This window comes from Hirschia litorea (genome assembly GCF_042665075.1).
Taxonomy (GTDB): Bacteria; Pseudomonadota; Alphaproteobacteria; order Caulobacterales; family Hyphomonadaceae; genus Hirschia; species Hirschia litorea.
The window spans coordinates 335,320-354,152 of record NZ_JBHTBR010000005.1; the positions used below are offsets into that span (position 1 = coordinate 335,320).

An 18,833-nucleotide genomic window follows, 5' to 3' on the forward strand; every position below is an offset into this window, starting at 1 on the left:
CCTCATTCCAAAAGAAATGAAGCTCCGGGGTCGTCTTGAGTCTCGTCAATTTGAGATGAGTCATTTTGCAATTCAATATCCCAGTATAGATAGTCCAACCAAGATGAATGCAGATGGTTTGGCGGGAATTTCCGCCCCATACGTTGCAAATGATGCAAGCTTGGACGACCCGGAGGTGGATCCAACAGCATGTTTGCTTCGCGCGGCATACGCCCACCCTTGCGAAGGTTACAAGGACTACAAGCCGTGACGATGTTATCCCAACTGGTGCGCCCACCCATATGACGCGGAATGACATGATCGAATGTAAGATCATCAGGTGATCCACAATAGACACACTCAAATCCATCACGCAGGAAGAGATTGAAGCGCGTAAACGCCGGTGCACGATCTTGTTTGACATATTCACGCAGCGCAATGACAGACGGCAAGCGCATCTCAAAGGATGGCGACCTGACGACATAATCATATTGAGCAATCACATCTACACGCTCTAAAAAGACTGCTTTTACAACCTCCTGCCATGGCCATAACGACAATGGGAAATAGGATAAGGGCCGAAAGTCAGCATTCAGGACCAGCGCTGGCGAGGAAGCTATTTGCTTAGATAATACTGCAGCCATGACGATCCTCCTAAAGCAGAGGCCGCTAAGCCGCGTTTTGCGGCTAGCAGCCGAAAACCAATTGTGAAGCAGTATAATATCACTTCACATCCTTCTTCTACCCGATTCTTTACGACAGTGCGGTGACAATCAAGAGAAAAGCTCAAACTAATATTTCAATTCATATTCTTTTGGCTTGAATTCACTCGCAAATTTGACGCTTGCACCTTGCTGAAATCTATGAGCTATCTGCCAATACTAAGCGTTGACTTTGTATAAGTTTGAATACTGTTTTTTGAGTTTCCCATGACAATCCAAGCCACTAGCGCAAAAGAAAAAAGCAAACCACGTCTTTTGTTTTTGTCACCCTCGATGAAGGGGCCATTTATATTGGTCCTTGCCGCAATATGTATTGGCCTTGCTCCCATCGGACTGCGTTTTTCCAGTATGGAGCCGTCTGCAACTGCATTTTGGCGTTTCACTTTCGCATTACCTCTGCTGTTTTTAGCTGCGCGCATTTTCAAACAACATATTGGTCGCCCCAATTTAGCTGTCCTCCTTGCTGGCGCATGCTTGAGCTTGGACATCTGCATTTGGCATTTAGCCCTCGTGAAAACATCTGTGGCGAATGCAACCTTCATCGTAAATTTGGGAGCAATTGCCGTTGGATTATGGGCATGGCTATTTTTGAAACAACGCCCGTCTTTAATGTGGCCACTGGCAGCATTGCTCGCTGTAACAGGTGCTGCTGTAATGGCTTATTCAGCACCCAATGCACGTGCTGGAAATTTAGAGGGCGATAGTCTGGCGCTTCTCGCCTCTCTTAGTCTGTCTGGGTATTTGTTATTTGCTTCTATCGGACGCCGCACAAAAACAGGGTTTCAAACCGTATTTTGGATGACGGCATCAGGTATTGTGGTCGCGTTTATTTTTACAATCACAATGGGCGAGCCGATTGTTCCGCCCCACATCCGTGAATTTGGAGGCGCTATATTTCTTGCAATTTTTGCACAGAGTTTGGGCCAAGGCTTAATCGTCTATGGTATGGGCCTCACCAAACCCGCTATTGCCGGCGTTATCTTACTTATTCAGCCTGTCGTCGCCGGATTATTGGCGTGGCCTCTATTTAATGAAGCGCTCGCACTCACACAAATAGGTGGCGCGGCGCTTATTCTCATTGGTGTTTGGCTTGCTGGAAAAAGCAAATAAGCCCTAGGCTTGCACATGGGCATCCTCAACCAGTGCAACAATATCTGCCATAAGGTCAGTGATCTGGAAATCCTTGGGCGTATACACGCGTTTTATACCCATCTGTTTAAGAGCCATCGCGTCTTCTTGAGGGATTATCCCCCCCACAACTAGCGGAATATGAGATAGGCCACGATCACGCATTATGCGCGCCGTCTCACGTGCAAGATCGAGATGGGATCCTGACAATATAGACAAGCCGATAATATGAGCATCATTATCGATTGCCTGCTGCACGATTTCTTCAGGCGTGAAACGAATGCCTTCATAAATGACCTGCATGCCACACGCTCTGGCGCGCGTGGCGATCTGCTCTGCTCCATTTGAATGCCCATCAAGCCCAGGCTTTCCCAACACATAAGTGAGTGTGCGGCCAAGCATGTGAGAAACACGCTCGACATTGGCCTTCACCGCTTCGATGCTTTCGTTTCCGTCAGTAGAGATAACAATAGACACACCTGTTGGGCCGCGAAACTCGCCAAAAACCTCACGCAATGTTTGGCCCCATTCTCCAATTGTAACGCCTGCCTTCACTGCATCAATTGTCGATGGCATGAGGTTTTGCCCCTCACTGGCAGCGCGATACAATGCCTCTCGCGCAGTGTCACATGCATCATTGTCACGCGATTTGCGCCACTGCTTTAATCGTTCAATTTGCGCATATTCTTCAGCAGGATCAACGGTCATAATCGCGTCATCACCCGTCGCAAGCGGGCTTTTTTCTGTCGCTGTAAAGGCGTTTACACCCACTACTTTTTGATCGCCGCCCTCAATACCCATCACACGCTCTTTTTGAGAGGCAACAAGCTCCCCCTTCATAAAGTCAACCGCATTGATCGCGCCGCCCATCGCATCAATCTTAACGAGCTTTGCGCGTGCACCCTCTTTGAGTTCCTCTGTTTTAGCTTCAACTACGTGCGAGCCATCAAACAGATCTTCATACTCCAAAAGGTCTGTCTCAAACGCCATAATCTGTTGCATACGTAAAGACCATTGCTGATCCCAAGGGCGCGGAAGCCCTAGCGCCTCATTCCATGCGGGCAATTGCAATGCACGGCAACGAGCACGTTTTGACAATGTAACAGCCAATGATTCCAACAATATACGATAGACATTGTTTTCTGGCTGCTGCTCAGTTAACCCGAGTGAATTAACCTGAACACCATATCGAAAACGCAGCGCTTTATCTGATTGAACCCCATAGCGTTCACGGCCAATTTCTTCCCACAAATCAACAAATGCGCGCATTTTGCAAAGCTCGGTCACGAAGCGCACGCCTGCATTCACAAAAAAGGAAATGCGGGCAAATACAGTCTCAAAATCTTCATCTGGCACCTGCGCGCCCGCCTTTACGGCATCCAGCACCGCGCACGCAGTCGCCAAGGCATATGCCAGCTCCTGTTCTGGTCTCGCACCGGCTTCTTGCAGATGGTAGGAACACACATTTAACGGATTCCATTTGGGCGTTTCGGTATAACACCAAGACACCATATCTGAGATCAAACGCATGGAAGGTGCCGGCGGGAAGACGTAAGTTCCCCGTGAGAGATATTCTTTGATGATGTCGTTTTGGGTGGTTCCCAACAGAGCCGAGCGGTCCGCCCCTTGCTCGTCCGCGAGCGCTACATAGAGCGCAAGCATATAGCTTGCAGGCGCATTGATTGTCATGGACGTATTCATCTGGGCTGCGCTGATACCATCAAACAGTGTGCGCATATCTCCAAGATGCCCCACAGGGACGCCAACCTTACCAACTTCACCTTTAGATAGTATATGGTCGCTATCATATGCGGTTTGAGTGGGCAGGTCGAATGCGATGGAAAGCCCCGTCTGGCCTTTAGCGAGATTTTGCTTATATAGCGCATTTGATTTTTCAGCCGTTGAATGTCCCGAATATGTCCGGAAGATCCACGGTCTGTCTGCGACATGTTGATAGGTTTTGTCACCCATTCTTATTTCCTCCCATGTTGCACTGCAGCATGACAGATATTTCAAAAACAGCAAGCCCCTCTTGTTTTCAGTATTTGATATGCATATATGCGGGATATCTATGTATAATAATACTATTTCGCATAGCAAACATATGTGTTATATACCCCCCAACCTCAGACATAACTAAATTCCAATTACAGTGATTATTGTCTGCTCTTGTTTGAAAGGGAGAGACGTATGCCTTTTTCTGAAATCCTTGGCCTTGTCGCAGCAAGCCTCACAACAGGCTCTTTCCTGCCACAAGCTATTCTCGCACTTAGAACCCGCAATACAGATGGTATCTCACTGGCCATGTACGCCCTCTTCACAACAGGCGTGGCGCTTTGGTTTGTGTATGGGATATTGGTAACAAGCTGGCCTGTAATTATCGCCAACTTTGTCACATTCCTTCTTGCCGCTTGCATTCTTACGCTAAAGCTAAGCAACACCCGCAAAAGCAAGGCGGTAGAAAAACAGAATGAAGAGAGCATCGACCTGCACTCTTCACTTGTTGCAGCCGAATAGACTGAATTTACTGGAAAATCATCTTGCTACAGTAGGTTAGCCCCTACTGTAGCCGCTCGACACGTACGAGACGTCCATTCCCAATCTTCATCATGTGGCTGCCCATCAGCTTTTTCTTTACAGTTACAGACTCGCCTATTGCAGATTTAGCGCGGATCTTGCGTGTATCAGAATCTAGCTGCTTCCAAACTTGACCGTTTTCAAAATATACCACTGCACGACCACGAGGGGTGTATTTCACATCCTTCACAACCGAACCCAACTCTTTCAATTCAGTTGTTATTTTCTCTTCTTCAACCCTAGAAGCATCGTTGTTCTGAGCAACATTTGAAGACTTTTCTTCAATGGATTGTCCAAAAGCTTCTTCAGCTGCGGCTCTGCTTTGCTCCGCTTGGCGCGCGTATAATTCTTCACGTTCTTGCTTAGAAAGCGCCGATTCAGGGAATGCTTCCGCAAGCGCTGGCAATGCTCGGTCCAAACATACCAATCTCTCCATCGAATCCGCTAAACTTCGACAAGACAATACATCCTGCACAACCCGCATTTCGTCAGTGTCGGACATTTGGGCATGCCCAACTCCTACCCATCCAATCATTGCTATGATTGATACGTTTATCAGTCTGACTGGCGCTAAATTGGACATTGATCAGCTTCCTCATTCTACGGAAAAACCTTTATTGCGCAAATTCTTGCCTCCGACAATTCACGAAAACAGGCTATGCACAAAATTCAACGATATTGCGGTGCACAAATATTCATCTTGCAATTTATGCCGCATCGCAATATAACGAGCTGAGAGGAAACACATTCCACATTGGGCTGCACCAATCAAAACAACATAAAGCAGCCATAACTGAGGACACAGCTTATGTTAGACACGCCAAAGAAAGAGCTTTACGATTTAGGTGAATTACCACCACTTTATCACATACCTAAGAAGATGCATGCTTGGGCTATCCGTCGCGAACGCCATGGACGCCCTAATCAGTCAATGCAGCTAGAGGTTGTTAATACGCCAGAATTGGGCGAGCATGATGTGCTTGTTTATGTTATGGCTGCTGGGGTTAATTATAACGGTGTATGGGCCGGCCTTGGTGAGCCTGTATCTGTGTTTGATGTTCACGATCAAGACTATCACATCGCAGGCTCGGATGCTTCAGGTATTGTGTGGGCTGTCGGCTCAGCAGTAAAACGCTGGAAACTTGGCGATGAAGTTGTTGTGCATTGTAACCAAGATGATGGCGATGATGAAGAATGCAATGGCGGTGAACCCATGTATTCCGACAGCCAGCGCATTTGGGGCTATGAGACACCAGACGGATCGTTTGCGCAGTTTTGCCGCGTGCAAGATCGCCAATTAATGAAACGCCCTAAACACCTAACATGGGAGGAGACAGCCTGTTACACCCTCACCCTTGCCACAGCATACCGCATGCTACACGGCCATGCACCGCACACAGTGCAACCGGGACAAAATGTGCTGGTATGGGGAGCATCTGGCGGATTGGGGTCGTTTGCCACTCAGCTTTGTAAAATCTCAGGCGCAAACGCGATTGGCGTCGTATCTTCCGACGATAAGAAGCAATTTGTGCTGGACCAAGGCGCAAAAGCCGTCATCAACCGCAAAGACTTCAATTGCTGGGGGCAATTGCCCACAGTAAATGGACCAGAATTCAAAGACTATATGCGCGAAAGCCGCAAATTTGGGAAAGCCATTTGGGAACACACTGACGGTAAGGATGTTGACATTGTTGTAGAGCACCCAGGTGAAGCGACAATGCCAGTTTCTGTCTTCTGTGTGAAACGCGGCGGCATGGTCGTTATTTGCGCGGGCACAACTGGATACAACCTTACAATGGATGCACGTTTTTTATGGATGCGCCAAAAGCGCGTGCAAGGTTCACACTTTGCCAATCTAAAACAAGCTGCCGCAGCAAATGAGCTTGTTATCCAAAAGCGCATTGATCCATGCATGTCTGAAGTCTTCACATGGGAGGACATTCCAGCTGCGCATGAAAAAATGCTCGATAACAAACACCTTCCAGGAAATATGGCTGTTTTGGTCAACGCACCACGCGCAGGCATGAAAACCCTAGAAGGCATGAACTGATATAAGAAATGACATGCTCGCGCTTTTAGCCAATGTGCATCTTGCCTTGATCAGCACAAAAGCGCATGGAAGACTACGCACACCCAAACTTACCCCCTAGCGTAGTTTAAAGAGCGCGAGCATGCCAGCAGACACAACTGATATTCCACCTTCACCTTCTCCTGCCAAAAAGAAAATTGGTATTACAGAAGAAGGCTGGCTCACCGATTGTTGGTATTTAGCCGCCATGTCGAATGAGCTTGTTGCGGGTAAACATCTTAATCGCGAAATTCTCGGCCAACCCGTTCTATTGGGCCGCTCTGGCGATGGTAAAGCATTTGCGCTGCGTGATATCTGTCCTCACCGCCTTGTGCCACTTTCTTCGGGTAAACAAATCGACACTGACGGCACCCCCACAATCGAATGCCCCTATCATGGCTGGCGCTTTGGCACGAATGATGGCGTGTGCAAACACATGCCCTCACTCACGCCTGAAGACAAAACAGAACCATCTCGCGTGAAGGTGCGCAAATATCCGCTGCATGAAGCCAATGGCGCGGTATATATTTACGTCTCCCACAATCCGCGATTTGATGGAGAACCCGAATTAGCCCCGCCTGATTTTGGTCAACTGCCAGATGCGCCCAGCTTTGTCATCGTTGAGGACTTTAACGCCCATATGGATGATGCAGTTGTAGGATTGATGGACCCTGCACACGTGCCCTTCGTCCATAATCAATGGTGGTGGCGTCCACCGTCTTCAGGATTTAAAATCAAACAAAAACCCTTCGAGCCTCGCACACGCGGCTGGGCAATTGCACGCCACAAACCTTCTGGAAATTCCAAACTATATTCAATGGTTTTTGGTGACGAAGTAACGACAGAAATCGTTTTTCAACTCCCCGGCATGCGCTGGGAAGTTGTTGAGAATGAAAAGGCTCGTTTTTTCACCCTTACCTGCCTGACACCTCAACAGGAAAAAAGCACACGCGTTACCCAAATCACGTGGATAGAAAATGCACCGCTCCTAAAACTTGCCTCTCCGATTGTGAAACGCATGGGACGAACTTTCTTATTGCAAGATAAGGAAATGGTGGATCTGCAAAATCGCGGTATGAAATACCAAAAAGCCATGCTTTGGATTGATGATATCGACGTTCAAGCGAAATGGTATCAACAGCTAAAACGCGAATGGGCTGCCAGTCGCACGGAAAAACGTGACTTCACCAATCCAATTCAAGCGCGCACTTTAAGCTGGCGAAGCTAGAGAGTGATCACATTTTTGAGAGCTGGTTACATTGAGTGAGATACCTCCCAATATGTGATGAACGACCCCACACATATTCAGGAGTTCATTATGACAGCCTTTAAATTAGAAGCTGGCTCAAAATTTCCAGACATCACAGTCCCCCGTTTCGGTGGCGGCAATGTAACACTTGGCAAACCAAGTGCGCCTTTCGATTGGAAAATGGTTGTCGTATATCGGGGCAAACATTGCCCAATGTGCACAGCCCATCTCAAAGAATTAAATGACAACTTACAAGCCTTAAACGAGCTGGGCGTTGATGTTGTTGCAGTATCTGGTGACCCGCTAGAAAAAGTTGAGATACAAATGAAAGACGTGTCTCCCAAATTCACAGTTGGATATGATCTTTCAATTGCAGATATGAAAAAACTGGGCCTCTACATTTCAGACCCGCGCTCACCTCAAGAAACAGATCAACCTTTTGCAGAACCGGGTGTTTTCATCATCAATGCTGAGGGCAATGTTCAGGTATTGAATATTTCAAACGCGCCTTTTGCCCGTCCATCATTTCAAACGCTCGCTGGCGGGATCAAATTCATCCGCAATCCAGAGAACAATTACCCTATTCGCGGAACACACAAATAAGCTAACTCTTTCGGCGGAGAAATGCGGCTCACCAATTTTCTTCGCTGAAAACTAGCTATCGTCGAAACTATCCGTTAGACACACAGCGTGCGTGTCTCCGTAGCTCAGAGTATAGAGCAGCCGCCTCCTAAGCGGCAGGTCGCAGGTTAGAGTCCTGCCGGGGACGCCACGTATCTCATACCCTCGATTTTCCTGATCTCCGCGACCTAGTTCAGCGCAGCGCCCTGACATTGCACCAATGTATCAGGCGAATAATCATCTCGCACATAACATCCAAGGCTTGCTCGCATACGGTCAACATGCGCATTCACCCGCTTGAGAATTGTCGGCCCTGTTTCCCCCAACAACCAACCTAGGGGCAAACGCACCCCCACATCATCTACATCAGCTGCAAACTGCAAGGGTGAGCGCATCCAAATCAAACGCGGTGCAGCCGTATTTGAATCCGCATCGACCCATGTTTCAAACACAACATCACGGTTATAAATCAGCTTTTGCGCATACTCTTCTTCGGTCACGTCTAAATCTTCATCCGCGAGCCAGCCATTGAGTTTGCGACACCCCACAGGTGCTTTAATCCGTCCCGCCGCGCTTTCACATAGGCGTTGGATCGGCACATCTCCATGAACGCCGCGCGCCGCCATCACAGCTTCGGCCGGTGTCGCAAATTCATAGAATGGACTGAGACGCGTCTCCAAATCCTTGCCTGCGTGAGAGCGGTGCACAATGTGCAACACGATCACCGGCCTTACACAATTGCGGATCGCCTTCACGCCACCATTTTGCGCATCAGCGATATCGTTCAAACATTGATCGCGGTCTTGTTCGCGGAGCAATTTGAGCGCAGCTTGAGAAGAAGATGCACCCGAATTATCAAAATACCCGCCATCTACATACAATCCAATTCCAGCCTCTTTGCGTTCCCCCTCTACAGGTTCAACACCGTGTTCAGCACGCGTTTTACACTCATCAATTTCCAAGCGACCAGGCGGACTCACGAGCGGAAATCTCGCAGATAAATGAGCCGCTGTAGCAAGTGAAATACTTTGCCCGCCACACATTTTTTCTAGCAAATTGGTCATGCCATAAACACTCCCGCCGGAATTTGCTTCATCAGCCCATCCATCACTTTCAAGCGACACATTTGACACCACAGCAGGTCGCCCAGATTTCGCATCAAAAGAATTGAGAAAGACGATAGGCCCACCCTCGGTTACGCTTGCCCTTTGGTTGGCAACTTTCACCACATCCAGAAACGGAGCCGCAAACCAATCCCCATCATATCCTGGCGCTAAAGCCTTTTGAGTTTGTTTCATACTGCGCCTATCGCCCATCATTCGATAGGTTTTGATAAACGCATCTTCAAACAGCTTGGCACGGTCAGCAAACCCACAATCAATCGCGACACAAATGATCGAGATGTCTTGCGGAAAATCACGAAAGACTAATCCTGCAAGTGCGGGTGAGAAAAAATCTGCCTGCAAAAATTCGGAAAGATTGCGCGCAGACATGATGTCAGTCGCAACAAACTCGCCCCGTCTTTTTTCAAGGTCAAAATTACACCCTTTTTCATACCAGCTATCTCCCGTCTTCATCACGGAATGCTGCGCAAGGCCATCAGCCCGCGCGGCTAAATAACTGCCCACGCCTACCGCACCGCCAGACACACCCGACATTGTGAAAAGATTGTCGTATAACTCTCCGCCAAGCGTTTCATCCAAACAGGAGAGCAAGCTTGCAGTATGTAATGCTGCGCGAATACCACCACCTTCTGCCAACACGACGACCGCAGGCGCATCACTTGGCCTGCTCTCACGCCACAGACGCACAGCATCCTCCATGATCGGCAGGTCCGGATGGGTAGGCAGACGGGGATCAGACGCCATGCTGAGCCCCTCCTCAGGTTCAGTAAGCGCCACATTATGAAACTTCACCGGCCCCAAAACAGGCCCTAACCCCATCAAAAACACAACAGCAATAATCGTTGGAAAGCCGTGATGGTGAGACGCTAAGATAGCTAAAAGCGTGAATATCCCCGCCAACAAACCCACACTAGCAAGCAAGGTAAACACTGGCCCAAACAGAGATGCCATAGTGCCCGGCAATACAAGATATAGAATCGCCATCCCCAGCGAAATCACAAAAAGTGTCCCCATCACCCAATTGTGCCAACGCCGAAACACCACAAACTGATGGAAATTGGCATAGTGCCGACGCACACTAATGCGATGAAACGCCTTGATCACACATGCCGATCCCACTAGCGAAATAGCGGTCAATATTGTCCCTGTGCGTGCCGCTTGCCTGCCTGTTGCTTCCTCGATCATCCCCCCAGATTGAACCATAGCCACAAGCAACCAAAACACAGGTGCAAACACAAAATTCCAGGCTAGCATTCCAAGATAGACGAACAACAATACCGGAAACAAATTCAGTGCGATACGTTCTATCGGTCTCGAAAAATGCACGATGCGGTGTCTGAAATAATAGCCAAACCCGTCATAAGTAGCGGACACAGCTATTGCGCCAACCAACACCATTAAAACCCGATCCATATAGAAGCCGGGAAAGAGAATGTTCTCAAAATCCCACCCCTGCATTATTGTTGGATCATTGCCCGATACATCCACTAACGTATTGACGTAGAATATAAAAAACACCAATGGCGTGATAAGCGACACTAAGAAAGACACGATAAATCTTGTCTTCAATATCGGGTTTGCACGTGCAGAAAACGGATAATCTCGCGTAATCGCGCGCAAACAGACCTCATGCATTGAAATAGCAAACCACGTCAAAGCCAACATCGTCGCGATAGGACGCACAAATGGATAATGCCCCGAATAGGTCATAGCAAACTTAGCAGCTTCACGACCTTGATCTGTCCCAAAAGCGATGACGCAGACAAAGAAATTAGCAACAAATAACGGCCAGATCGGACGAAGCACATTCCATATTGTCAGCCAACGGCTCCAATATGTTGAACGCTCCATATCAAAGCCCAAGTCATTTTTAGACTTTAGTCTTCTAAATTTACGGCGCGCTTGTTTCTGACGTGTTTCAGCGTCAATAGAAGATATCTCTCCCTCTTTCGCGCTTCCGATTTTTTTCTCAAATGCGATACTCATTAGGCACCACCAGAGGGAAAATCGTCCATTCCAATGTGACACGACATACCACCAGATGCAGATAAATTCTGCAATTGTGGTATCCGTTTAAGTGCCTTCCTAATCAGACGGCGATCTTCACTAGAATACGCCAGCACAATAAATCGCTCGATCAAACAATCGGGATTTGAATCAAAAAACCGTACAGCATGTGCAAGCATAGAAAGCACATTTCTAAACGCTGTTTCTGGATTAGATCCAACGCCTAAAAGCGGCGTAATTACGCTGGCAAGTCGGTTATGCCCCCGTCCCATCCAACTTAGATTATGTTGCTGAATGCGTTGCAAAGCTTGCGACAAGCAAACGCCAACATCATCTATCGCACTATAGCCACACCCAGGGTCATCATCATTCACAGCAACCGCCGCCACATGCACAACGCGTTTCACAAAATGCACATCACGCAATTGTCCCTTGCATGAAGTCATGAGCGCAGCGCCGGGCGCAACGACTTCACCCTTCATTTCTTCGGCAAGCTTTCGACGAATATAATCATCTGAACGTGTCCCCGAATTGGTCCAATTTGAAGACATATGCCGCACAATACCCGATATCGATGTATCAAACACACGCGCCATTTCCATATGTGTGTTTTCTGGATTGATCCACACATCTACATTTTTGACTAACCGCAAATCACCCATAGCGATTTCAAAACGTGGCGGACGTACATTGGGACGCGAATGTGTGGGTTGATATCCAATTTCTTCATATGTTGGATGCACACCAGCGCTACCTCGTGATCCTCGGAGGTCAGTTCGTAAAGCGCTTAAACTCGCATACACATCACTCACATATGTACCTTTGGGCTCTCCTTCAAAGGCGGCAAGAATATGAGAAAACAAAACAGCTTGCGCATTTACACGTGCATTTTCAGAAGCAGCATTCAAGACTAACCCACGCAAATTAAATGGATAATCTCTTGGTTGAGGGTCTCGTGTAAATGGAATTGCAGGTTTCGCAGTGAGTGATTGGCGGATGGAAAACGCGCTCAACACACGCGCATCCAATTCACCATTTGCTGCGCTTACATCCGCAATTGCAATATCAGCCAAATGGAGCACACGATAAATAAACTCGTGGCTAATATCTTCATTTTCGAGCAAATCATTTAAAACGGCGACTTGAACTGTACGACCTGATTTTTTCTCCACACGCACAATTGCGGGGCCGATAACTTCAACGAGAAAACGATCAAATTCTAGCCGTTCATCGGGCTGGTATGGTGCTATCAAGATGACGTCGATGCTATCAGCATCTTCTTCATCATATCCACAATACGTCTGATTCTTGCCGGCCATATGTCCCACCAACCTGACAGCTTATACGATACTAAGGACCATATTAACCATGATGGCGAGGCAGACAACTAAAGAAATAGTATTTTAAGGATTTAGTCTCCCCTAAGGGAAACCTTGCAACAGCGCTATTCAGCTGCAGAGATTGTCTGCTTGTCACGTTTACGCCCATAGGCGCGACGACATAGCAGCAAAAAGGCGCAAGCGACCAACGCCCCAAGACTACTTGCCAAGAAATCAACCCAAGAGCTTTGACGACCCAACCGACTCGCATCTTGCGCAAATTCCATTCCAGCAGCCAATGCCACAAGGCTCATCAACACAAACCCCAGATACCGTCTAGGCAAGACAATCCCAGCTGGAAAAGCCATCATTCCAAACGCGATGAAATGCAAAAATTTATCTTGATGCGGAACTATCGTTGGCAAAAAAGCGGCTGATGGATCACCCGGAGATAGCATTCCCCACGTAAAGAACGCGACTAAACCACCGAAGACTGTTCCAGCGGCAAACAATAGAAATTGAGGTAGAGTTTGTGATGACATTGACATGGGCTTCTTATGACATGTCAAATTTGATTTTTTTATGAATGCGCACCTGAAATTTACGGTTAAAATAGCAGTGACGAACACATTTTTGCCTGTATGCAGGAACATATGCTCATATCACACATCAAATCGTCGACATTGAGTGTAACCTAACTTGCTCGACATGCTTTTGGTTTTGGAGATTGCAAATGATCGCAGTGCTGCGTCCAACGAAAATGGCTATCATGTCTTTGATAGCAGCCTATATGCTGCCTCATAGCGCATTTGCACAGGCGCAAGCACCCCAAACCGATACTGAGGAATCGACAACTGCTATTCCTCAACCCTGTTTAGAAGCCTTTGACGCGCCTGAAAAATGGGTCGAATGCGCCCGCCAAGCAGATCCAGGTAGTCAAGCTTCCATGCTTGCCTATTCCAATATTGGCGCGCAGGCCTACTTCAACGGTGATTTTCAATCTGCCGCCCGCTTTTTTGATCTGAGTACACCAGCTGATGGCGGCCCCAATAGTTTAGACGCATACGCTCATGCTCTACGGGCAAGCACTTATTGGCGGGTGGGTGAAAATAAGAAAGCAGCCAATCACGTCAAATTCTCATACCGCTGGATCAAAGAAAACCAACTCGGTGCCGGAAAAAACATTACTCTGGATGAAGAATTGCTAGAGCCTTTGCTTGAGGTGCTCGTGCCAGTTTCCGCCCATTTAGACCTACCTGAAGCGGATGATATTTTACACCGATACCAAACACTGCCCATTGGATCACTTATGGATGCGGCTCGCCGTGCAGGTGTTTTGGCCAGCATTGAGCAGTTTGAGGCTGCATTAATTTACTCTGCGACTGTTGTAAGCGGTCAGCCAGAAAATCCTCTTTTTCTAAGCAGCCATTGCTTGCTGCTTACCCGTATGGGGCGGCCAGAAAAAGGCATTTCTTTTTGCGAGTCTGCTCTAGAATTAGACCCCAAGAACCCCGATATCTTTTTTAATAAAGCAATGACACTAGCAGCCCTTGGAAAATGCCAAGAAGCATGGGATGCACAGACAAAGGCCCAACAATTAGCGCCGCGTCATCCGGTTTTTGAAGATATACTGGAATGTAGCGCCGCTAAATAAAACGAGACAGCGACCCACATTCTACCATGTCAATTTTTCGCGCATTCGGACTGGCAGCAGCAGCCCTCACAGGCGGCGCAGCGATTGCACGCAATCAAATTGATAAGAGAATAGAAAAAACAATCGAAAGCAAAATTGCAGAAGCGCAAGACATCGCGATTGAAGACCTAGAAACGCAGGTTAAATCCATTATTGCGGAGCAATTACTCGGCTTTGTCCGTAATCTTTTATTCAAGGTCGGCTTTATCGCGATAATCATTAGCTTCTATTATATGGGCGTGTATGACCTCCAAGCACTTGGCTATATTGTAACGCTCTCCCTCGTCTTATTTTTGATACGTGATGCTTGGGTACTATTTCCAAGCGCAAGCCAAATATGGGGGCTCAGCCGCACTCACAAATGGAATTTATTCCAAGGGCTTCGCGAAATGGTCGCTGCGAACGTCTTTGATAAAGCCTATGAACAAGTCATGGAGCAAACTAAAGATGCCAAAGTGCGGTATTGGATTGCTTTATCACGCTACTCTCAGGAAGATATTTCCAACCAGATCGCAGATGCAATTTCTCAAATTGCTGCCACGGCTAGCGTTCCCATTGTGCGCGCACATGCCGGATTAGCGCTCTTGAAAGCTGCCATTATGATGGCCGTATACTCGCTCACCCTTTTTTGGGCTTTAACATCCATTTAAAATCGAGCCACAGCGCTTAATGCGCATCCATCCCGATTTCATCATCCCAATGTTTGCGACATAAAGAGACATATTGCGTCTTTTCAATTTGCACTTGCTCGCCTTGCTTCACAATACTTCCACCGATTTCTTTGCGAAGCACCATTGTCGCCTTTGATCCACAATGACAAATCGTTCGTATTTCTCTTAAATGATCCGCAATCGCCAGCAATTGTGAAGCGCCTTCAAAAAGCTCGCCTTTAAAATCTGTTCTCAAACCATAGCACATAACTGGAATGCCTAGCCGATCCGCAACGCGTGCCAATTGCCAAACCTGTTTCGCAGATAGAAACTGCGCTTCATCCACAAAAACACAATCTATTGCGTGTTGCCCATGCTGCGTCTCAATCACATCCCAAACGGATGTGTCGCTATCAAACAAAACAGCACTTCGACCAAACCCCAATCGCGATGAGATCGCTCCATTTTCATCATCTGCATATAAGGATGACGTCAACAAAAATGTCGTCATGCCACGCTCTTCGTAATTATATGCTGCCTGCAATAGCAAGGTTGATTTACCAGCATTCATTGCGGCGTAATTAAAATAGAGTTTTGCCATATCTAGCTCTTATCATTCATCAACATTGCCGTCGCGCCCCAGCCTGCAAGCTGATATAAGAATGCGCAAAAAATAGCTAAATCCAATATTGCCCCCATGCCACCATAGGGCTTCCAGACCAACACCAATATAGCCACCACAATAGAAGCAGCATCAAAGCGGAGATTACCCATAAGGTGACCTGTCAGGCGGCGCGCCTGTATCACACTGTCACGAGAAGTATGGAAGATACCATCCATAGTGGGCGGACCAAACACATCTTGCAAACCAGAGCGTTTCAATATCCCTGTTAAATCTTGAAGATGTTCAGCGCTTGCATAGCCTTCATCCACCGCTTTCCACGCTGCGTCTGTGCGAATAATGCGCACAATAGCTGACAAAAACACAGCAATGGCGATTGCCGCTATTGTAAATGAATCCATAAAAAACGCCTTGAAAGCAAAACAGAAAAGTCACACTAACCTTGTGTCTAAGGCGATTGCAATCAAGTTATCAGCTTAAACTATGAAATTAAGTGCGCTTAGGAATGGCTGCCCAATAATCAAAATCCAGAATAACATTCTCAAGATATTTGCCGTCCGCATCCTTATATGGAAATGATGCACACGGAAGATCTTTTGTCGCTACCAACCGCAATCTTAAAGCACCAAACCCTTCAGATACATCTGCCTTTTCAAGAACTTCTGACCAAGCATACACTGTGTCACCAGCAAATAACGGGTTCACGTGCGTACCGCCATTTATCCCAACAATTTGAGCCGCATTCGCCAAGCCATTGAATGCAATCGAGCGCGCAAGCGAAATTGCAACTCCCCCATAGACTAAGCGTTTTCCAAATCGGCCCTGAGCTTGTTCATGCTGATTAAAATGGACTTTCGCCGTGTTTTGATAAAGACGCGTCGCTATCTGGTGTTCGGCCTCTTCCACAGTGAATGCATCTATGTGGTCGATCTTTTCACCCACTTCATAATCTTCAAATGCGTGTTCGCTGCCCGCAAGCTGATAATCCCAGCCCTCAGCGTCCATCATAGGCATACCAAGGCTATCAGCAGGCACACAATCACTCAGTTCGGGAATAACCGTCTCAGGCGCTGGAAAGCCTTCATCACGCTTCTTCACCATAACCCAACGAATATATGTAAGCACTAATTCGTCATTTTGGTTCACACCTGACGTACGCACATATACTACACCCGTTTTCCCATTTGAATTTTCTTTAACACCTACAACTTCAGAGACGGAACGAAGCGTATCCCCAGGGTAAACCGGTGCCACAAACACGCCATCCGCATATCCAAGATTAGCGACTGCATTTAAAGAGATATCAGAAACCGTTTTCCCGAACACAACATGGAACGCCAGCAATGGATCAATCGGTGCAGACTCTAATCCGCAATCCTGCGCAAAACGGTCAGCTGAAAACAATGCATACCGGCTCCCAGTCAGCCCTGTATACAGCGCCACATCCCCCTCTGTTATCGTCTTTGGGGTTGGGTGTATAATCTGCATTCCAACGAAAAAATCTTCAAAGAAGTTACCTGCATTAGATTTCACTTTGGACTGTGCATCTATTTTCTGCACAAGGTCTGCCCCAAAAGCGCCCGCCATAGCATCTTTAAGTGATTGATTCATTGGATCGTCTCCTCATCACGCTGCCCTTCAAAGGCGGACGTTTAATTTTGATCGCTAGATTAAGTCTAGCAGTTTCTCGATTGGGCGCCCCAAAACCGCTTTGTCATCTTTAATTAAAATTGGGCGCTGAATAAATTTGGGGTTCTCAGCCATCGCCGCAAACAATTCATCATCCGACATTTGAGGGTCTAAACCTTCTGCAATAATGTTTTTCGGACGTGAAAAATCACGCGGGGACACATTTCCCAGTTTTTCGGCAATATCGCGTAATTCTGGTTCAGATAAGTGTCCAGACGCATTCATATATTTGCGCTCTGTCACTTCAACCCCGCGCTCTCTTAAAAGGGCCAAGCCCTTACGACTGGTCGAGCAAGCGGGGTTATGAATGAGAATATAAGTCATCAAAGCATCTCTCTAATCTGCAGCGCATTCTATAATTTACGCCAAACCCTAAATTCAATTGTCCGCAAACTAACGCGCTCTTTGGTCTAGGCTAGCCCTGATTTTGAGATTTTATGACATTATCCATAGCAATTATGCGCTCAGCTTCCACAAGGTGTAGAAGTTCAGTCATTTTACCATTTACCTTCAACACGCCTTTTCCTGAATTGGCCGGATCAGCGAAAGCTTGAACCACATCCTTTGCTTGAGTAATGTCCGCTTCAGATGGAGAAAAAATTGTGTTGCACATCTCAACTTGAGCTGGATGTATTAAAGTTTTACCATCAAACCCTAAAACGCGCCCCTGCTCACATTCTGCCTGCAAACCGGCTTCATTTTTGATATCATTATATACGCCATCTATTGCAGTTATCCCGAAAGCACGTGCCGCAGTCACAGCCATGGAGAGCTGTGCCTGAAAGGCGATACGGTCCGGCGTCATAAGTGCACGCATGTCTTTCGCTAAATCATTTGTACCCATCACAAACGTGTTAAGCCTTGTAGAGTGTGCGCACATCCCAATCTCTTTTAAATTCAAAATTGAGAGCGGTGTTTCAATCATAATCCACAATGCAAAATCGGGTTTAGCCCCCGCCTGACTCAAAGCAGTATCTAAAGCAAGCACCTCATCTGATGTGGAAACTTTTGGCGCAAGAATACCATCCGGCCCAGCCGCGACAGCAGCGTTTAAATCATCCATCCCCCATTGGGTATCAAGCCCATTAATTCGGATAATGACCTCACGCTGGTCATACCCGCCCGCCTTGACCGCAGCACACACACGATCACGCGCCTCAATCTTTGCATCTGGTGCCACGGCATCTTCAAGATCGAGCAACAAACTATCTGCAGGAATTGATTTGGCCTTTTCCAAGGCCCGCTCATTAGCCCCCGGCATATAAAGGCATGAGCGACGTGGACGCATGCCGGACTGTGAAGATGCATTGATAGTCATATGATCGTTTCCCGTATCTTTTTAGCGAGCTTAACAGAAAATTGTGCGGTGCAGCAAGTTCGAATTT

18 protein-coding genes and 1 tRNA gene are annotated in these 18,833 nt (G+C 47.3%); 8 read left to right on the plus strand and 11 right to left on the minus strand.

Annotated elements, in window-relative coordinates; translation table 11 throughout:
• Positions 1-2 precede the first annotated feature (2 nt).
• Entirely contained in the window at positions 3-623 is a 621-nt protein-coding gene (locus ACFQS8_RS10360; protein WP_382167260.1) for an HNH endonuclease, read from the minus strand.
• Between the two features lie 285 nt (positions 624-908).
• On the opposite strand from ACFQS8_RS10360, the gene ACFQS8_RS10365 reads away from it, so the two are divergent.
• Positions 909-1,811 (plus strand): DMT family transporter, encoded by a 903-nt coding sequence (locus ACFQS8_RS10365; RefSeq protein WP_382167261.1) that lies wholly within the window; start codon positions 909-911, stop codon positions 1,809-1,811.
• A 3-nt stretch (positions 1,812-1,814) separates the two neighbouring features.
• On the opposite strand, the gene ACFQS8_RS10370 is transcribed toward ACFQS8_RS10365, so the two are convergent.
• Positions 1,815-3,800, minus strand: a complete 1,986-nt coding sequence (locus tag ACFQS8_RS10370; RefSeq protein ID WP_382167262.1) for a methylmalonyl-CoA mutase family protein — start codon at positions 3,798-3,800, stop codon at positions 1,815-1,817.
• A gap of 219 nt (positions 3,801-4,019) precedes the next feature.
• Here ACFQS8_RS10370 and ACFQS8_RS10375 point away from each other — a divergent pair, with 219 nt between their 5' ends.
• Complete coding sequence (locus ACFQS8_RS10375) at positions 4,020-4,346, plus strand: SemiSWEET family sugar transporter (protein ID WP_382167263.1); 327 nt, start codon at positions 4,020-4,022, stop codon at positions 4,344-4,346.
• Between the two features lie 43 nt (positions 4,347-4,389).
• Here the strand turns inward: ACFQS8_RS10375 and ACFQS8_RS10380 are convergent, their stop codons facing one another.
• The gene (locus ACFQS8_RS10380; protein ID WP_382167264.1) at positions 4,390-4,989 is read right to left on the minus strand and encodes a hypothetical protein; all 600 of its coding nucleotides are present in this window, start codon (positions 4,987-4,989) and stop codon (positions 4,390-4,392) included.
• 225 nt (positions 4,990-5,214) lie between these two features.
• On the opposite strand from ACFQS8_RS10380, the gene ccrA reads away from it, so the two are divergent.
• From ccrA to ACFQS8_RS10400, 4 genes are all read left to right on the plus strand, one after another.
• Complete coding sequence (gene ccrA / locus ACFQS8_RS10385) at positions 5,215-6,456, plus strand: crotonyl-CoA carboxylase/reductase (protein WP_382167265.1); 1,242 nt, start codon at positions 5,215-5,217, stop codon at positions 6,454-6,456.
• A 121-nt stretch (positions 6,457-6,577) separates the two neighbouring features.
• The gene (locus ACFQS8_RS10390) at positions 6,578-7,702 is read left to right on the plus strand and encodes a Rieske 2Fe-2S domain-containing protein (RefSeq protein WP_382167266.1); all 1,125 of its coding nucleotides are present in this window, start codon (positions 6,578-6,580) and stop codon (positions 7,700-7,702) included.
• 90 nt (positions 7,703-7,792) lie between these two features.
• Positions 7,793-8,326, plus strand: a complete 534-nt coding sequence (locus ACFQS8_RS10395) for a peroxiredoxin-like family protein (protein ID WP_382167267.1) — start codon at positions 7,793-7,795, stop codon at positions 8,324-8,326.
• Positions 8,327-8,419: 93 nt separating this feature from the next.
• A tRNA-Arg gene (locus ACFQS8_RS10400) sits at positions 8,420-8,495 on the plus strand.
• Positions 8,496-8,532: 37 nt separating this feature from the next.
• On the opposite strand, the gene ACFQS8_RS10405 is transcribed toward ACFQS8_RS10400, so the two are convergent.
• The 3 genes from ACFQS8_RS10405 to ACFQS8_RS10415 form a co-directional block, all read right to left on the minus strand.
• Positions 8,533-11,454 (minus strand): polysaccharide biosynthesis protein, encoded by a 2,922-nt coding sequence (locus ACFQS8_RS10405; RefSeq protein WP_382167268.1) that lies wholly within the window; start codon positions 11,452-11,454, stop codon positions 8,533-8,535.
• On the minus strand, positions 11,454-12,794 hold the full coding sequence (locus ACFQS8_RS10410) for a hypothetical protein (protein ID WP_382167269.1): 1,341 nt from the start codon (positions 12,792-12,794) through the stop codon (positions 11,454-11,456). The genes ACFQS8_RS10405 and ACFQS8_RS10410 overlap by 1 nt, the downstream gene beginning before the upstream one ends.
• A 125-nt stretch (positions 12,795-12,919) precedes the next feature.
• Positions 12,920-13,336, minus strand: a complete 417-nt coding sequence (locus ACFQS8_RS10415; RefSeq protein WP_382167270.1) for a VanZ family protein — start codon at positions 13,334-13,336, stop codon at positions 12,920-12,922.
• Positions 13,337-13,527: 191 nt separating this feature from the next.
• Here ACFQS8_RS10415 and ACFQS8_RS10420 point away from each other — a divergent pair, with 191 nt between their 5' ends.
• Both ACFQS8_RS10420 and ACFQS8_RS10425 read left to right on the plus strand, forming a co-directional pair.
• Positions 13,528-14,448 carry a tetratricopeptide repeat protein gene (locus ACFQS8_RS10420; RefSeq protein ID WP_382167271.1) on the plus strand — a complete coding sequence of 307 codons (921 nt, stop codon included), beginning with the start codon at positions 13,528-13,530 and terminating at the stop codon, positions 14,446-14,448.
• 26 nt (positions 14,449-14,474) lie between these two features.
• Positions 14,475-15,137, plus strand: coding sequence for a hypothetical protein (locus ACFQS8_RS10425; protein ID WP_382167272.1), 663 nt, complete (start codon positions 14,475-14,477; stop codon positions 15,135-15,137).
• A 16-nt stretch (positions 15,138-15,153) separates the two neighbouring features.
• On the opposite strand, the gene ACFQS8_RS10430 is transcribed toward ACFQS8_RS10425, so the two are convergent.
• The 5 genes from ACFQS8_RS10430 to ACFQS8_RS10450 form a co-directional block, all read right to left on the minus strand.
• Positions 15,154-15,738 (minus strand): thymidine kinase, encoded by a 585-nt coding sequence (locus ACFQS8_RS10430; RefSeq protein WP_382167273.1) that lies wholly within the window; start codon positions 15,736-15,738, stop codon positions 15,154-15,156.
• Positions 15,739-15,740: 2 nt separating this feature from the next.
• Positions 15,741-16,160 carry a hypothetical protein gene (locus ACFQS8_RS10435; protein WP_382167274.1) on the minus strand — a complete coding sequence of 140 codons (420 nt, stop codon included), beginning with the start codon at positions 16,158-16,160 and terminating at the stop codon, positions 15,741-15,743.
• Positions 16,161-16,248: 88 nt separating this feature from the next.
• On the minus strand, positions 16,249-17,346 hold the full coding sequence (locus ACFQS8_RS10440) for a MaoC family dehydratase (RefSeq protein ID WP_382168596.1): 1,098 nt from the start codon (positions 17,344-17,346) through the stop codon (positions 16,249-16,251).
• A 78-nt stretch (positions 17,347-17,424) separates the two neighbouring features.
• Positions 17,425-17,772: an ArsC/Spx/MgsR family protein gene (locus ACFQS8_RS10445; protein WP_382167275.1), complete on the minus strand. Its 348-nt coding sequence runs from the start codon at positions 17,770-17,772 to the stop codon at positions 17,425-17,427.
• Positions 17,773-17,863: 91 nt separating this feature from the next.
• Positions 17,864-18,766, minus strand: a complete 903-nt coding sequence (locus ACFQS8_RS10450) for an HpcH/HpaI aldolase/citrate lyase family protein (RefSeq protein ID WP_382167276.1) — start codon at positions 18,764-18,766, stop codon at positions 17,864-17,866.
• Positions 18,767-18,833 lie beyond the last annotated feature (67 nt).

Bases quoted from the DNA above. Each gene is read 5' to 3' on its own strand.
- ACFQS8_RS10425 (WP_382167272.1), top strand. From the start codon at position 14,475: ATGTCAATTTTTCGCGCATTCGGACTGGCAGCAGCAGCCCTCACAGGC.
- ACFQS8_RS10395 (WP_382167267.1), top strand. From the start codon at position 7,793: ATGACAGCCTTTAAATTAGAAGCTGGCTCAAAATTTCCAGACATCACA.
- ACFQS8_RS10380 (WP_382167264.1), bottom strand. From the start codon at position 4,989: ATGTCCAATTTAGCGCCAGTCAGACTGATAAACGTATCAATCATAGCA.
- ACFQS8_RS10420 (WP_382167271.1), top strand. From the start codon at position 13,528: ATGATCGCAGTGCTGCGTCCAACGAAAATGGCTATCATGTCTTTGATA.
- ACFQS8_RS10430 (WP_382167273.1), bottom strand. From the start codon at position 15,738: ATGGCAAAACTCTATTTTAATTACGCCGCAATGAATGCTGGTAAATCA.
- ccrA (WP_382167265.1), top strand. From the start codon at position 5,215: ATGTTAGACACGCCAAAGAAAGAGCTTTACGATTTAGGTGAATTACCA.
- ACFQS8_RS10445 (WP_382167275.1), bottom strand. From the start codon at position 17,772: ATGACTTATATTCTCATTCATAACCCCGCTTGCTCGACCAGTCGTAAG.
- ACFQS8_RS10375 (WP_382167263.1), top strand. From the start codon at position 4,020: ATGCCTTTTTCTGAAATCCTTGGCCTTGTCGCAGCAAGCCTCACAACA.
- ACFQS8_RS10360 (WP_382167260.1), bottom strand. From the start codon at position 623: ATGGCTGCAGTATTATCTAAGCAAATAGCTTCCTCGCCAGCGCTGGTC.
- ACFQS8_RS10390 (WP_382167266.1), top strand. From the start codon at position 6,578: ATGCCAGCAGACACAACTGATATTCCACCTTCACCTTCTCCTGCCAAA.
- ACFQS8_RS10415 (WP_382167270.1), bottom strand. From the start codon at position 13,336: ATGTCATCACAAACTCTACCTCAATTTCTATTGTTTGCCGCTGGAACA.
- ACFQS8_RS10410 (WP_382167269.1), bottom strand. From the start codon at position 12,794: ATGGCCGGCAAGAATCAGACGTATTGTGGATATGATGAAGAAGATGCT.
- ACFQS8_RS10405 (WP_382167268.1), bottom strand. From the start codon at position 11,454: ATGAGTATCGCATTTGAGAAAAAAATCGGAAGCGCGAAAGAGGGAGAG.
- ACFQS8_RS10450 (WP_382167276.1), bottom strand. From the start codon at position 18,766: ATGACTATCAATGCATCTTCACAGTCCGGCATGCGTCCACGTCGCTCA.
- ACFQS8_RS10435 (WP_382167274.1), bottom strand. From the start codon at position 16,160: ATGGATTCATTTACAATAGCGGCAATCGCCATTGCTGTGTTTTTGTCA.
- ACFQS8_RS10370 (WP_382167262.1), bottom strand. From the start codon at position 3,800: ATGGGTGACAAAACCTATCAACATGTCGCAGACAGACCGTGGATCTTC.
- ACFQS8_RS10440 (WP_382168596.1), bottom strand. From the start codon at position 17,346: ATGGCGGGCGCTTTTGGGGCAGACCTTGTGCAGAAAATAGATGCACAG.
- ACFQS8_RS10365 (WP_382167261.1), top strand. From the start codon at position 909: ATGACAATCCAAGCCACTAGCGCAAAAGAAAAAAGCAAACCACGTCTT.